Source organism: Candidatus Photobacterium acropomis, assembly GCF_030685555.1.
Taxonomy (GTDB): Bacteria; Pseudomonadota; Gammaproteobacteria; order Enterobacterales; family Vibrionaceae; genus Photobacterium; species Photobacterium lucens.
In genome coordinates this window covers 2980972-2997603 of sequence record NZ_CP131609.1, presented here as the reverse complement: position 1 = coordinate 2997603, position 16632 = coordinate 2980972, and the positions used below count along the sequence as shown (strand labels likewise).

General features: G+C 44.8%; 4 protein-coding genes, 6 tRNA genes and 3 rRNA genes. 9 read left to right on the top strand and 4 right to left on the bottom strand.

Annotation, left to right across the window (positions count from 1 at the left end):
• Positions 1-252: 252 nt before the first annotated feature.
• From Q7657_RS20455 to Q7657_RS20415, 9 genes are all read left to right on the top strand, one after another.
• A 16S ribosomal RNA gene (locus Q7657_RS20455) occupies positions 253-1804 on the top strand.
• Positions 1805-1903: 99 nt separating this feature from the next.
• A tRNA-Glu gene (locus Q7657_RS20450) sits at positions 1904-1979 on the top strand.
• Positions 1980-2000: 21 nt separating this feature from the next.
• A tRNA-Lys gene (locus Q7657_RS20445) sits at positions 2001-2076 on the top strand.
• A gap of 29 nt (positions 2077-2105) precedes the next feature.
• A tRNA-Val gene (locus Q7657_RS20440) sits at positions 2106-2181 on the top strand.
• Between the two features lie 24 nt (positions 2182-2205).
• Positions 2206-2281, top strand: a tRNA-Ala gene (locus Q7657_RS20435).
• A 3-nt stretch (positions 2282-2284) separates the two neighbouring features.
• Positions 2285-2360 (top strand) — tRNA-Glu (locus Q7657_RS20430).
• Positions 2361-2662: 302 nt separating this feature from the next.
• Positions 2663-5552: ribosomal RNA gene (locus Q7657_RS20425) — 23S ribosomal RNA — on the top strand.
• An 85-nt stretch (positions 5553-5637) separates the two neighbouring features.
• Positions 5638-5753 (top strand): 5S ribosomal RNA (gene rrf / locus Q7657_RS20420).
• The 16S, 23S and 5S rRNA genes sit together here with 6 tRNA genes alongside, the layout of an rRNA operon.
• 131 nt (positions 5754-5884) lie before the next feature.
• A tRNA-Asp gene (locus Q7657_RS20415) sits at positions 5885-5961 on the top strand.
• Between the two features lie 454 nt (positions 5962-6415).
• Here Q7657_RS20415 and Q7657_RS20410 read toward each other — a convergent pair.
• From Q7657_RS20410 to Q7657_RS20395, 4 genes are all read right to left on the bottom strand, one after another.
• Positions 6416-7741, bottom strand: coding sequence for a TolC family outer membrane protein (locus Q7657_RS20410; protein WP_107165574.1), 1326 nt, complete (start codon positions 7739-7741; stop codon positions 6416-6418).
• Between the two features lie 38 nt (positions 7742-7779).
• Positions 7780-9162 (bottom strand): HlyD family type I secretion periplasmic adaptor subunit, encoded by a 1383-nt coding sequence (locus tag Q7657_RS20405; RefSeq protein WP_107165573.1) that lies wholly within the window; start codon positions 9160-9162, stop codon positions 7780-7782.
• Entirely contained in the window at positions 9155-11335 is a 2181-nt protein-coding gene (locus Q7657_RS20400) for a type I secretion system permease/ATPase (protein ID WP_107165572.1), read from the bottom strand. The genes Q7657_RS20405 and Q7657_RS20400 overlap by 8 nt, the downstream gene beginning before the upstream one ends.
• A gap of 94 nt (positions 11336-11429) precedes the next feature.
• Positions 11430-16442 (bottom strand): cadherin-like domain-containing protein, encoded by a 5013-nt coding sequence (locus tag Q7657_RS20395; protein ID WP_107165571.1) that lies wholly within the window; start codon positions 16440-16442, stop codon positions 11430-11432.
• Between the last annotated feature and the right edge of the window lie 190 nt (positions 16443-16632).

The window sequence follows — 16632 nt, the reverse complement described above, 5'->3', positions numbered from 1 at the left end:
CCTCACTGACACGGAGCGAGCCACTAGCTAGCGTTGATGTCAGTATTGTTCTTTAACAATTTGACCATGCAATCTGTGTGGGCACTCGTTGAATGATTAGTCAAAAGATTTATCAATGATACTAGTGACCAATTTGATTCGCTTCTTTATATAAAGAGGGGTATCAGCACAGTCAATTCATTCATCATTTATGATGAATTAACAGTATTCATTGAGCCGGTCGCCTTTTTACAAGAGCGGCCACCAAAACTTTAATTGAAGAGTTTGATCATGGCTCAGATTGAACGCTGGCGGCAGGCCTAACACATGCAAGTCGAGCGGCAGCGACTTAACTGAACCTTCGGGGAACGTTAAGGGCGGCGAGCGGCGGACGGGTGAGTAATGCCTGGGAATATGCCCTGATGTGGGGGATAACTATTGGAAACGATAGCTAATACCGCATAATCTCTTCGGAGCAAAGAGGGGGACCTTCGGGCCTCTCGCGTCAGGATTAGCCCAGGTGGGATTAGCTTGTTGGTGAGGTAATGGCTCACCAAGGCAACGATCCCTAGCTGGTCTGAGAGGATGATCAGCCACACTGGAACTGAGACACGGTCCAGACTCCTACGGGAGGCAGCAGTGGGGAATATTGCACAATGGGGGAAACCCTGATGCAGCCATGCCGCGTGTATGAAGAAGGCCTTCGGGTTGTAAAGTACTTTCAGTAGGGAGGAAGGCAGTGTCGTTAATAGCGGCATTGTTTGACGTTACCTACAGAAGAAGCACCGGCTAACTCCGTGCCAGCAGCCGCGGTAATACGGAGGGTGCGAGCGTTAATCGGAATTACTGGGCGTAAAGCGCATGCAGGCGGTCTGTTAAGCAAGATGTGAAAGCCCGGGGCTCAACCTCGGAACAGCATTTTGAACTGGCAGACTAGAGTCTTGTAGAGGGGGGTAGAATTTCAGGTGTAGCGGTGAAATGCGTAGAGATCTGAAGGAATACCGGTGGCGAAGGCGGCCCCCTGGACAAAGACTGACGCTCAGATGCGAAAGCGTGGGGAGCAAACAGGATTAGATACCCTGGTAGTCCACGCCGTAAACGATGTCTACTTGGAGGTTGTGGCCTTGAGCCGTGGCTTTTGGAGCTAACGCGTTAAGTAGACCGCCTGGGGAGTACGGTCGCAAGATTAAAACTCAAATGAATTGACGGGGGCCCGCACAAGCGGTGGAGCATGTGGTTTAATTCGATGCAACGCGAAGAACCTTACCTACTCTTGACATCCAGAGAACTTTCCAGAGATGGATTGGTGCCTTCGGGAACTCTGAGACAGGTGCTGCATGGCTGTCGTCAGCTCGTGTTGTGAAATGTTGGGTTAAGTCCCGCAACGAGCGCAACCCTTATCCTTGTTTGCCAGCACTTCGGGTGGGAACTTCAGGGAGACTGCCGGTGATAAACCGGAGGAAGGTGGGGACGACGTCAAGTCATCATGGCCCTTACGAGTAGGGCTACACACGTGCTACAATGGCGTATACAGAGGGCTGCCAACTCGCGAGAGTGAGCGAATCCCATAAAGTACGTCGTAGTCCGGATTGGAGTCTGCAACTCGACTCCATGAAGTCGGAATCGCTAGTAATCGTGAATCAGAATGTCACGGTGAATACGTTCCCGGGCCTTGTACACACCGCCCGTCACACCATGGGAGTGGGCTGCACCAGAAGTAGATAGCTTAACCTTCGGGAGGGCGTTTACCACGGTGTGGTTCATGACTGGGGTGAAGTCGTAACAAGGTAGCCCTAGGGGAACCTGGGGCTGGATCACCTCCTTACCTAAAGACTTACTGTTGAATGCAGTGTCCACACAGATTGCTTGGTTAAAATGTAAGAGAGCCACTTATTGTTGCCCAACAACAGTAAGTATGAACATTGTCCCGTTCGTCTAGAGGCCTAGGACACCGCCCTTTCACGGCGGTAACAGGGGTTCGACTCCCCTACGGGACGCCACTTCTCTTTGAAGTGAATATTGGGTCGTTAGCTCAGTTGGTAGAGCAGTTGACTTTTAATCAATTGGTCGCAGGTTCGAATCCTGCACGACCCACCATCTTCTCCTCGAAGATGTAAAACATCGGAGGGCGATTAGCTCAGTTGGGAGAGCACCTCCCTTACAAGGAGGGGGTCACTGGTTCGAGCCCGGTATCGCCCACCACTTCTTCCCTAAGAAGTAAAAATTGGGGCTATAGCTCAGCTGGGAGAGCGCTTCGCTGGCAGCGAAGAGGTCAGCGGTTCGATCCCGCTTAGCTCCACCATGTGTCCCGTTCGTCTAGAGGCCTAGGACACCGCCCTTTCACGGCGGTAACAGGGGTTCGACTCCCCTACGGGACGCCACTCTTTAAACGCATTCTCTTGAATGTCTTTAAAAAGTGGTTCGAAAGAAACACAATGCTCTTTAACAATCTGGAAAGCTGACTAGTAAATTCAATCGAATAGATTGATTTATAGTTTTCATCGAAAGATGAAAACGAGTTCTCAAAAACAAACACATTCAAGTGTCTGTTGTTTGTTTTCACTTTTTAAAGTGAAGACAAACAATGAGTCCGGCGAAAAACCAACGTCTCGCTCTTTTTGATCGAAGAGGAGAGACATAAACCTTGGTTGTTTGAACATACTGAAACCTCTTGGGGTTGTATGGTTAAGTGACTAAGCGTACACGGTGGATGCCTTGGCAGTCAGAGGCGATGAAGGACGTATTAACTTGCGATAAGCCCAGATGAGGTAGTAAAAACCGGTGACTCTGGGATTTCCGAATGGGGAAACCCACTTACATAAGTAAGTATCGTGTTGTGAATACATAGCAGCACGAGGCGAACCGGGGGAACTGAAACATCTAAGTACCCCGAGGAAGAGAAATCAACCGAGATTCCGGCAGTAGCGGCGAGCGAAACCGGATTAGCCCTTAAGCTAGTTTTGCGTTAGGTGAAAGTTCTGGAAAGTTCTGCGATACAGGGTGATAGGCCCGTAACCGACAACGCATTATCAGTGAAAACGAGTAGGACGGGACACGTGTTATCTTGTCTGAATATGGGGGGACCATCCTCCAAGGCTAAATACTCCTGACTGACCGATAGTGAACCAGTACCGTGAGGGAAAGGCGAAAAGAACCCCTGTGAGGGGAGTGAAATAGAACCTGAAACCGTGTACGTACAAGCAGTAGGAGCCCACTTGTTGGGTGACTGCGTACCTTTTGTATAATGGGTCAGCGACTTAATTTTAGTAGCAAGGTTAACCGTTTAGGGGAGCCGTAGGGAAACCGAGTCTTAACTGGGCGAATGAGTTGCTAGGATTAGACCCGAAACCGAGTGATCTAGCCATGGGCAGGTTGAAGGTGAGGTAACACTTACTGGAGGACCGAACCGACTAATGTTGAAAAATTAGCGGATGACTTGTGGCTAGGGGTGAAAGGCCAATCAAACTCGGAGATAGCTGGTTCTCCCCGAAAGCTATTTAGGTAGCGCCTCGGACGAATACTACTGGGGGTAGAGCACTGTTAAGGCTAGGGGGTCATCCCGACTTACCAACCCTTTGCAAACTCCGAATACCAGTAAGTACTATCCGGGAGACACACGGCGGGTGCTAACGTCCGTCGTGAAGAGGGAAACAACCCAGACCGCCAGCTAAGGTCCCAAAGTTATAGCTAAGTGGGAAACGATGTGGGAAGGCTCAGACAGCCAGGATGTTGGCTTAGAAGCAGCCATCATTTAAAGAAAGCGTAATAGCTCACTGGTCGAGTCGGCCTGCGCGGAAGATTTAACGGGGCTAAGCTATACACCGAAGCTGCGGCAATGTACTTTGCACATTGGGTAGGGGAGCGTTCTGTAAGCCGTTGAAGGTGAGTTGTAAAGCTCGCTGGAGGTATCAGAAGTGCGAATGCTGACATGAGTAACGATAAAGGGAGTGAAAAACTCCCTCGCCGGAAGATCAAGGGTTCCTGTCCAACGTTAATCGGGGCAGGGTAAGTCGACCCCTAAGGCGAGGCCGAAAGGCGTAGTCGATGGGAAACGGGTTAATATTCCCGTACTTCTTATAATTGCGATGGAGGGACGGAGAAGGCTAGGTGAGCCTGGCGACGGTTGTCCAGGTCCAAGTATGTAGGCTGATGGTTTAGGCAAATCCGGACCATCCTAAGGCTGAGATACGATGTCGAGACACTACGGTGTTGAAGTCATTGATGCCATGCTTCCGGGAAAAGCTTCTAAGCTTCAGATTATAAGGAATCGTACCCCAAACCGACACAGGTGATCAGGTAGAGAATACCAAGGCGCTTGAGAGAACTCGGGTGAAGGAACTAGGCAAAATGGTACCGTAACTTCGGGAGAAGGTACGCTCCTAGCGGTGATGAGACTTGCTCTCTAAGCTGCCGGGAGTCGCAGATACCAGGTGGCTGCAACTGTTTATTAAAAACACAGCACTGTGCAAAATCGAAAGATGACGTATACGGTGTGACGCCTGCCCGGTGCCGGAAGGTTAATTGATGGGGTTAGCGGTAACGCGAAGCTCTTGATCGAAGCCCCGGTAAACGGCGGCCGTAACTATAACGGTCCTAAGGTAGCGAAATTCCTTGTCGGGTAAGTTCCGACCTGCACGAATGGCGTAATGATGGCCACGCTGTCTCCACCCGAGACTCAGTGAAATTGAAATCGCAGTGAAGATGCTGCGTCCCCGCGGCTAGACGGAAAGACCCCGTGAACCTTTACTATAGCTTGGCACTGAACATTGACCCTACATGTGTAGGATAGGTGGGAGACTGTGAAATAATCGCGCTAGCGGTTATGGAGTCGTCCTTGAAATACCACCCTTGTATGCTTGATGTTCTAACGTCGACCCCTTATCGGGGTTACGGACAGTGCCTGGTGGGTAGTTTGACTGGGGCGGTCTCCTCCCAAAGAGTAACGGAGGAGCACGAAGGTGGGCTAATCACGGTCGGACATCGTGAGGTTAGTGCAATGGCATAAGCCCGCTTGACTGCGAGACTGACAAGTCGAGCAGGTGCGAAAGCAGGTCATAGTGATCCGGTGGTTCTGAATGGAAGGGCCATCGCTCAACGGATAAAAGGTACTCCGGGGATAACAGGCTGATACCGCCCAAGAGTTCATATCGACGGCGGTGTTTGGCACCTCGATGTCGGCTCATCACATCCTGGGGCTGAAGTCGGTCCCAAGGGTATGGCTGTTCGCCATTTAAAGTGGTACGCGAGCTGGGTTTAGAACGTCGTGAGACAGTTCGGTCCCTATCTGCCGTGGGCGTTGGATGATTGAGAGGGGCTGCTCCTAGTACGAGAGGACCGGAGTGGACGAACCGCTGGTGTTCGGGTTGTGTCGCCAGACGCATTGCCCGGTAGCTAAGTTCGGAATCGATAACCGCTGAAAGCATCTAAGCGGGAAGCGAGCCTCAAGATGAGTCATCCCTAGACCTTTAAGGTCTCTAAAGGGTTGTTGAAGACTACAACGTTGATAGGTCGGGTGTGTAAGTGCTGTGAGGCATTGAGCTAACCGATACTAATTGCCCGTGAGGCTTAACCATACAACACCCAAGGGGTTTTATACGGACTCCAAGAACACTTGAACGTGTGTTTGAGAATCAGCTTTCTAAGATTGTACCGAATTTGCTTGGCGACCATAGCATTATGGACCCACCTGATCCCATGCCGAACTCAGTAGTGAAACGTAATAGCGCCGATGGTAGTGTGGGGCCTCCCCATGTGAGAGTAGGACATCGCCAGGCTTCAAATTTCACTTTTAGCTAATAGCTGGAAGTTATAAAATTAGATATCTATTTGAACTATGGATATCGCATGTGGTGTTATCGCTCTTAGCCATCCATGGCTTCGCGATATTAGAACATCCATGTTCGTCGGAGCGGTAGTTCAGTTGGTTAGAATACCGGCCTGTCACGCCGGGGGTCGCGGGTTCGAGTCCCGTCCGCTCCGCCACTTATTAAGAAGCCTCGCTAGAAATAGCGGGGCTTTTTTGCGTTTTAGATAAGTTAAATTTATTCGAATGAGCTGGTCGTTCAGTTAGCTAGTCTCTTTATTGGATGGCTTAGCGGCCTGTCATATCGGGGCTCAGGTTCTAGTCCCGATTGAATGCGACCCTAGCAGAAATGCTGATGTTTTATGTATGAACATCAGCTTGTACAGCTTAAATAGCTTTTGTGCTACGGAAGGTAAAAAGCTGTACACTTTACTTTGTTCTTTAAAAACAAACTGTTAGGGTGTTGTTTTGATATGGGGATATTTAAAGCAGAATAGTGGTTAGCTTTTTGGTTGTTATAGGCTTAATCGTTGTACAAGTGTCTGGTGTCGTTATCAGATAATTTTTAGATGCTTGAGATGAAAAAAAGCCTACATAAAAGTAGGCTTTGTGATTCATTTGTTAGGCATACATTTATGCGCTGTGTTGTGATGTTGATACCTGCCAAGTATTAGGTAACTGGGTGTGAGTTGATGGCAGTAGCTGTCCTGTCGCATTTAAGATGCGGTAATAAGCAATTGTCTTATCACTTTCTGATTTTAAGTAATCTTTACGTGCTTCAAATAACTCGTTTTCAGCATCAAGCAGATCGACTAATGAACGTTGTCCCAATTTGAATTGTTGAGCGTAGCTCGCTTGTGTGTCTTTGGCTGCATCAATGTGTTGTTTAATGTAGCCCAGTTGTTCTGATACATATTGATAAGCGTTCCAAGCTAGTGTTGTGCCTTCTACGACTTGTCGATAAGTATATGCTTCAGCATCTTTAGAATCAGATAGTCGGTATGCGAGCTCTTTTTCTTTAGCTATATCTTTGCCACCTTTAAATAGGTTGTAGCGCATTTCAATGGCGGCATAGGTTTGTTGCTGTGAGTTATCAAAGCTGTGATGACTATCGAAAGACTTATCAGACCAATCTTTCCCTAGTTCTAAATCAAATTGTGGTAGGTAGTTTGATTTGACTGAGGTTTGATCGGCGTGAAGCGCATCAATATTACTCAGCGCAGCACGAATGGTTGGGTGATTCTTAGCGGCAACTTGGATCGCACTATGTAGTGATGTTGGCATCACTGACATATTGATGTTGGGTGCGTTTAGGTCAACAGGCTGTTCATTGGTAACGGCAATATATTCAGCACGTGCATCTGCTAGATTGTTGTTTGCAGCGATTAAATTTGAGCGAGCACGAGCTAAACGACCACGGATCTGAGAGAGATCAGCAACAGAGCCTAAACCTGATTCTGTTTTTTCTTTAATGCGTTGATAAATGCTTTGGTGCTTTTCAACATTGTGTTTAGCAAGTGTCACCAGCTTTTCGGCTTCAATATAGTGCAGGTAAGCTTTAGCGACTTGTAGTGCAGTATCTTCAGCAACAGAAATCAAGCTCCATTGTTTAGCTAGGGTTTGATTTTTTAGCTTTTCTACTTGGTGAGTGGTGTAAAGACCATTAAAGATATTTTGGTGCAAGTTAAGACTAATATCGCCAGAGTAAGATTGTAAGTCTTTGTTGTTTTTATCGTCGGTATTATCAGAGCGATAGCTTGAATGTAAATCAAGGCTAGGTAAGTAATCAGCCTTTTCTTGGGCGATTTGTTGCTCACTAGCTTGGTATTGATGTAGTGCTTGTAATACCTTCGGGTTGGTTTGAATGGTATGAGACATAGCTTGCTCTAACGTTTCAGCAGTTGCTGTTTGCGATAAAAAAGCTGAAACGATAGTGAGTGTGATGATATTTTTTTTCATGAGATATTGCCGCTGTTTTGTTGCTAAAAATGTGTCTGTTATCTTTCTTGGAATGCCATATCTTTGGCACGAAGGATTGGATTTAAGATGTAATCTAAAATGCTGCGTTTACCGGTGATCACATCTACGGATGTCAGCATGCCGGGAATAATTGGCATCGGTGTACCATCTTTTTTGATCAGGCTAGAGTGCTTGGTTCTTACCTTGATGATGTAGTAACTGTTGCCTTTGTTATCTTGCGAAGTATCGGCACTGATGTTTTCTACGGTACCTTTTAGCCCGCCATAACGAGTAAAGTTATAAGCACTGACTTTGACGACTGCAGGTAGCCCAGGATGCAAAAAGGCAATGTCTTTTGGTGCAATCTTGGCTTCAATCAATAGCTGATCTTCGGTAGGAACGATTTCTAAAATATCGACACCCGGTTTGATAACACCACCAATCGTGTTGATTTTGATTGATTTAATGGTGCCGTTTACCGGAGAGGTAATAACTGCTTTGTCGACTTTATCTTTTGCACCAACTTGTGCTTCTGTTAAGCGAGAAAGACGAGCGCTCAATTCGTTGATCTTTTGGCGTACATCTTTTCTGTAATTGAGTACCGCTTCTTGGCGTTTTAGGATCGCTTCATCTTGCGCTGATTTCGCCTTTTCAATTTGGCTATATAGCTTTGAACGCTCGCCTTTCATGTCATTCACTTTACGCTGTAATTGCAACATATCGACTTCTGACACAATGCCTTTTTTCGCCATAGGGATAGTCATATTCAGCTCTTGATGAATTAGGCTTAAGCTGTTTTTTAGCGTGCTTAATTGCAGTGCTAGGGTGTGACTTTCCTGCTCTTTTTGAATGACCTGACGACCAAGAATATCGAGCTGATTAGAAAACTCTGCCATCCGGCTTTGATATTCTTCTTTTTGCTGCTGTACGAGGTGCTGCTCTGTTTTTTCGAGATCGGCAGAGAACTGTAACGGGGGCGTATTCATGGTGACTTGCTTACGCCAGTCTGGTTCGTTTTTATCTATAGTGATGCTTGTTAACTCGTGCTGAAGACGTGTGATATTGGCATTTAAGCTATCCACTTCATCTTCTTGTTGGGCGAAATCAGATAAAAAGCGGGTGTCGTCGATGCGAGCGAGCGGTTGCCCTTTTTTGACCTGCATTCCTTCTTTAACATACATGGCTTCTAAAATACCGCCATCCAAACTTTGAATGATTTGGACTTGTGATGAGGGGATCACTTTGCCGTTACCACGGGTAACTTGGTCAACATTGGCAAAATAGGCCCATACAATAAAGGCAAAGATCATGGCGCAAAAAATACGGATAACCATGCGATGTAAGCGAGGAGACTCCATTAGCATGGCGCTATAGAGATCATCTGCCATCGCTAATTCGTCAGGCGTGTGTTGATTATTCATGGTGTGAAGCTCCTGTCGTTACGCCTTGACTCAGTTGTTGAAGCACTTGATCTCGAGGACCATTGGCAATGATGTGGCCTTTGTCGAGCACGATGATCCGATCGACTAATTGCAGCAGGGACATTTTGTGGGTGATCAAAATAAGGGTGCGTTGCTGAGACACTCTTGCCATGTTGTGGATAAATTGCTTTTCAGCAGAGGCATCCATACTAGCGGTAGGTTCATCCATGAGCAGGATGGAAGGATCGGCTAAAATGGCACGGGCAAGTACAACAGCTTGTCGTTGTCCACGAGATAGCGCAGCACCGCCTTCACCGACTTGTTTATCTAACCCTTCATTGTTCTCTGCGGTAAATTGTGCGACGCCTGAAAGATGGATTGCACGTAGCAATTGATGCTCGGTAACTTGGCGTTTACCAAACATAATGTTGTCGCGGATAGTGCCGTGGATCAGCGTGATGTCTTGTGGCATGTAACCGATATTACGACGTAGATCGGCTGGGTGAATTTGCTTTGATTCCACGCCATCAAACAGGAGATGTCCCGTAGTTGGCTGATAGAGTCCAGCTAACATTTTGGCAAGAGAGCTTTTGCCTGAGCCGTTTTTACCTAAGATAGCAACACGTTCACCGGGATTAATGGTGAAAGAGGTCGGTGCGAGGATCGCTTCATCACTGTTTGGGTAAGTAAATTCAATATGATTAGCGGTGATTTTTCCCTGTAGTCGTTGGCGATTGATCAAATGCCCTTTTTCTGAGAATTCATCTTCTTGCTGCATGATCATGTCGAGTTGACGCAATGCCGTGGCGGTTTGGTTACCACGGGTTAATAAGCTAGCAAGTTGCGCCATTGGCGAGACGACTCGTCCAGACAGCATGACCGCAGCAATGATGCCACCCATTGAAATATGCCCAGCAGAGACTTGGTAGACACCTAAGATCACAACAAAAATAGATGTCAGTTGAGTAATATAAGTTGCAAGGTAAGAGACTGAATTAGAAAGCTCTTTGATTTTAAGTTGCCAGTCTGCGGTGTGGGCAATCATTTGTTGCCATGTATGCTGCATGATCCCTTCAGCAACATTGGACTTAATGGATTCAATCGCACTTAAACTTTCAATTAAGTGGGCGTTTTTAAGGCTAGAGAATTTATTCGACTCTTCTACGGCACGTTTTAATTTAGGTTGGATATAAGCGGTATACAGCAAAATCACAACGCCAGAAAGCAGCGGGATCACCGCTAAATTGCCAGAGACAAAATAGATAATAAATAAGAATAGTAGTGCAAATGGTAAATCAACCAAGGTCGTGATGGTGGCTGACGTCAGCATGTCTCGCACGCTATCAAATTCACTCAATTGTTTTGCCATGCCACCCACGGACGGGGATTTTTTCTCAAGCGGCATGTTCATCGCTTTGGCAAATAACCGTGATGACACGATCACGTCGATTTTTTTACCTGCGATATCAATTAAGTAGCTTCGCATATGGCGAATAATAAAATCGAAGGTGAAAGCGACAATCGCACCTGTTGCCAGTACCCAAAGCGATTCAAAAGCAAGGTTAGGTAAGATCTTGTCGTACACATTCATCATAAATAGCGGTGAGATGAGTACGAATAGGTTGATTAATACTGAAGCAAATAAAGCATCACGGTAAATAGGGCTGGCTTCTTTGATCATTACCCATAGCCAATGGCCTTCATTGACATGTAAGTGGGTATCGATACTTTTATCACCACGCAGTTGTTTCTTAATTAAAAACGCATAGCCGGTATAAAGTGCATTTAATTCATCGAGGGTGATCTCGGTTTCACCGCCATTTTCGGGTAATTGAATAACGGCTTTGTTTTCATCGTTATCAATGGAATACAAAATACAGGCACGTTTATCTTCTAATAATAAAACGCACGGCATTGAAATCGCTGAAATAGTGTTTAGCGGCTTTCTAATGAGTTTGGTTTTAAGCCCAGCACGGGTGGCTGCTTGTGGGAAAATATCTGGCGTTAACCAAGCGTTAGATAGGGGTAAGCCTGCGACTAATGCTTCGCCAGAGCAGGGATTGCCGTAATACTCTGAGATTAATACTAAGGCATCTAATAATGGATCTTCGGTAACGGATTGTGAGGCGGAAATATGCCATTGCTCATTTTGATTAACGGTCGTTGATACCACAGACGGTTCTCTTACTTTTATTTAAATGCAACAAATGGGAATAGATAAACATCTATTCCCATTATTAAATGTGGATGCTAATTAATTAGATGGATTAACAAATGGCATCGTGGTGGTGATAGGTATCTAAAGCCACATGATCCGATGCGGCATGATGGCTATCATGGGCAAAGATCGCTTTTGCTTCGTTGCTATCAAGGAGGTGATTGGTGATCACACCTGCGTTTTTGATGAAAGTTTCAGTATTGGTATTTTTCAATACAATGCTTAATTCATCATGATGCGCATCGACTTGTCCTTGGCTCTCAATGGTAATGAGTGTGTCGTTACCTTTACCTGAGATTGATAACACATCTTCAATTGATGCTGAGTTATGGATCAAATCAGACAGATCTAACTTATCGTGGTGAACATCGAAATCTGTGATGGTATCGGTTTCACGGTATAGGCTTTGGTTGGCAAATTTAAAGGTATCATTACCTTCGCCACCCGTTAGTGTATCGTTACCAAGACCACCTGCTAGAATGTCATTACCTTGGCCACCAAATAGCATGTCATCACCAAAGTTGCCATGTAGGGTATCGTTGCCACCTTGACCAAAGATGATGTCGTTACCGCTACCACCGTTGATGCTGTCATTGGCATCTTTAGTATGTGAGATATCAAATTCAGCGGCATGCTGCTCGATGTAACTTGCTACTTCATGGTTATTTAGATCTGCAGCTGGTTGATGCGTTGCGTGTGCAACATGCTCTTTAATTGCGCTGTAGCCTTGTGCGTCATGGCTATCATCAAACTTAATGATGTCACCGAAAATAATATCGTTACCAGCATGGCCATTAATGGTGTCAGCACCTTCATCGGTGATGGCTTCTTCATGGCCTAGTACGATCTGCGCAATATCTTTGGCGTCGATATTCGTGCGAACATGACCATCAGTATCAAACTGGCTTAACGTGTCAGCTTTGATGTCATCATTGATACCAATCGCTTCAACGGTAGGGGATACATGTTGTAGCTCGTTAAAGGCTTTAACAGCGTGCTCGTTGATGGTGGCATCTGTTGTAAACCATGATGAGGAGTTATCACAGGTGGCTTTACCATCGGTAAATAAGTACGTCACATTATTGCCGTGGTTGTGTGCAGCATCATGGGTAAACCACTCTTTTGCCTTCATAAAGGCATCTTGATAGTTAGTACCATGGAAGATATCGGAAATTTTATTACCGAAACCTTTTGCGTACTGAGCAACAAGATCACCTGCTTTAAAGTGCACTAAATCGATATTCTCAACAGTTGCGCTACCATTCATTGCAATCAGAGATACATTGATATGACCATGTTGAATTGCACTGTTTTCAATACCTTGGTTCATGTCTGATTGTAGCTGTGTTAGTACGGTATCAATTTGTACTAATGAGTCATGGTAAGCCGATGAGTGGAATAACACGGAGTCGGTGTACATGCTGCGAGAGGTATCTAAGATGAAAGCAATGTTGTAGTTTTCACCTGGGATAATTTGAATACCTTTGGTATCGCCAATCATGATGTCACTATCATGGCCACCATTTAGGGTGTCATTGGTGTACTTACCATCATGCGCAATTTCATGGGTTGCTGTCGCAGCATGTAAGTTCATACCAATAGAGATACGGTTGCTCATGGTGCCTTGTTGGTTATAAATGTTTAGACCAAATGTTTTCGCACCATTTAAACCATCAAAATGATCTGCACTATTGGTGTAATGTAAGCTACGTAGTGCGGCTTCAAAGTCATTATTGCTCACTTCACCATTAGCGATTAGCTCCCAACGACCAGTGAGTTGCTTGGTATGAACATCAGTGTACGGTTCTGCTTTTAAAGTAAAGTGTGCAGAGAAGGCATCATCTAAAGTTAGGTGATCATGTTCGCTGTCAAAACCATTGTGACCATCACTATTCACATCGGGTGTAATGGTAATTTCAGCACGATGGATCGTATGAGCACTGCTTAGGCTAATATCGGCTAGTAGACCTTTATCGGCGTTGTAATTTTCAAATACCCAGCCATGGTGGTTCATGCTATCAGTATGGATAAATGGTGTGGTATCCACACTGTTTTGCGCAGCTTCACTTAACGCATGTAGTGCTTGTTGTGCTGTTGCTTGTTCATGCATCACAACATTGACAGAAAGGGTTTTATTGACTGCATTTTGATCATCAACCACGTTGATGCCAAAAGACTTCGCCCCATTGAGACCTGTCATACTGTCAGCAGTATTGCTGTAAGTCAGTGTTTGTAGCGCATGTTGGAAATCTTCAACACTTGGGGTCGTGCCAGCTTTTGCAACCAGTGTCCATGTTGCTTGAGCACTGTTGTGATCTGCCGTTAGAGTGAAAGTATTTTCCAGAGATTTAGCTAGTGTGAAGTGATCATGAGTTGCATCAAAGCCGTTGTGATCTTTGCTTGCATCCATACTGATCACAACACGAGAAAGGTGTTGGCTATCTACGTCAGTCAGTGTTACATCAGACAGTAATGCTTGCTCCCCCGTCCCTTCCTGGTAACTACGTGTGATCCAGCCATTTTGCACATCATCAGCGGTTGCGATAGGTGCATCATTCATTAATAGATTGACAGAAAATGCTTTATTTAGTGCATGCTGATCATCCATAACATTAATGCCAAATGATTTAGCTGCATTTAATCCTGTCATGCTGTTAGCGGTATTTTCGTAACATAGTGCATGCAGTGCATTTTGGTAGTCTTCAACCGTTGTGTGTGCAGGATCTGTCGCCTGTAGCGTCCATGTTGCTGCGTTGTCATCATGATCTGCTGTTAGAGTAAACTCATGAGCTAGTTCTGGCGGTAAGCTGAAATGATCATGCGCAGCATCAAAAGCATTATGATCTTTGCTTGCATCCATAGTGATAACAATACGATCAAGATGCTCGCTATCAATATCTTTTAAGGCAACATCTGTTAGTAGCTGTTGTGGACCTGCATTTTCACTGTAAGTGCGAGTGATCCAGCCATTTTGCATATCGTCAGTTGCTGTGATTGGCGCATCGTTCATGATCACATTGATAGAGAAAGCATCGTTCGCTGCATGGTGATCATCAAACACGTTGATACCGAAAGACTTCGCACCGTTAAGGCCGGTCATGGATTCTGCGGTATTTTCGTAGCTAATTGACTGTAGTGCGGCTTGGAAATCTTGCACGCTTAGCTGTGCGCCATCTTTTGTTGCTAGTGTCCATACTGCAGCACCTTCTTCAACGTGCTGAACAAGGGTAAATTTATCGGCAAAAGCAGCATCTAAAGTAAAGTGATCATGCGTAGCATCGAAGCGATTAATATTACCTTCTGTTGTCATGGTGATTTCAACATAAGATAAATGCTGGCTATCAACATCTTGTAATGTAACGTCAGACAGTAATTGCTGTGGACCTGCATTTTCACTGTAAGTACGAGTGATCCAACCGTTTTGTACATCATCCGCTGTTGCAACGGGTGCATCATTAACGTTATTCATAATAACGTTAACAGAGAAAGCATCATTTGCGGCATGGTGATCATCAAACACGTTGATACCGAAAGACTTTGCACCGTTAAGGCCGGTCATGGATTCTGCGGTATTTTCATAGCTAATTGACTGTAGTGCGGCTTGGAAATCTTGCACACTTAACTGAGCGCCATGTTTAGCGGCAAGTGTCCATACAGCAGCACCCTCTTCAATGTGTTGAACGAGCGTAAATTGATCGGCAAATTTAGGAGAAAGAGTAAAGTGATCATGTGCTGCGTCAAAGCGGTTGAAGTTGCCTTCAGTCGTCATGGTGATCTCAACATAAGATAAATGTTGGCTATCAACATCACTCAGTGTTACGTGTGACAGTAGTTGCTGTTGGCCTGAGTTTTCAGTGTAGTGACGAGTGATCCAACCGTTTTGTGCATCATCGGCTGTTGCAACAGGCGCATCATTCACATTGATAGGATCAAGTCTGATGCTTAGGCGGTTACTAAAAGCGTTGTGATCATCGTAAACATCGACACCTAGCGATTTTACGCCGTTAAGGCCAGTCATAGATTCTGCGGTATTAACGTATTGCACCGCATGGATAGCTTGTTCGAAATCATGAATTGAAGCTGGCGTACCGTCTTTGGTTGTTAAGATCCAGCTCCCTGCATCTTTTGAATAATCAAACGATTGGACTAACTGGAATTTATCGCTCATGGCAGGATCCAGTTGTAGGTACTCATGCACAGCATCATAGCCATTAATACCATCGTGATTGACATCTGGTGTAATGGTGAAAATAGCTTTGGTTAATGTCTTGCTATCAACATCTGAAATGGTGGCATTTGGGATCAGGTATTGTGCACCAGTTCCTTCGACATATTGGGTGTTAATGTAGTTGTTTTGATTAGCTTCTGGGCTTGTTAAATGTGGTGCATCGTTCATAGGGGTAACGTCTATATTGATAGCGTGAGTAGAATCGGCTGTTTCACCTTTTACGGTATAATCGAATGAAACATCGCCATTAAAGTCTTTATTTGGGGTAAAAGTGATCGCACCATTGTTATTAATATGGATCTGACCATGAGCAAGTGAAATATCTTGTTTTTCACCGGATAATAGAATGTTATTAATACTGATTATTTCGTTATTATGTGTATTAATATTTAACGCTAAACAATTATCTTCTTGTACAGAGTAATAATCCTTTGTGTCTAGATTATTAGTCACAACGTCATTATGAAGAACGTTAATATTTAATTGAGATAATGATTGATCTACTTCATTAATATTTAAGTTACTATTTATTTCGCTATTTGGTGTTGTTGCAATAACTTCACTATTATTTCTTTCAATAGTGACATAGCCAAAATCACCACCGCCGTTAACGGCATGACCCGCCCCTGGTGCAGGTAATACTGATGGGTCATTGCCATCAAGAATGTAGTTATAGAGGGCGTTTAAATCATGTGTAGAAGAAGGCGTATCTGTTGTTTGGATCTGATTGTGTATTAAATGACTAATAGTGTTATTAATGCTGTAACTATTTGAATTAATATCATTATTAGCATTTTTAACATGCGTTTTATTAGCAATGATAGACGGTTTCATTTGCTATCCCTGATCATATAAATGAAAAGTAAATGTGATTAATAGAGATTGTTATGTGTAACATGGCATATGCAGCAGGATACTATGCCTTAATAGAATAGGTGTGAAGTTGCATTTTTGTTTTGGTTGTTATTCTTAATAAAATAAGCGTATAGAAATAGCTGTTGATTAATATCTGATCCAAATATAA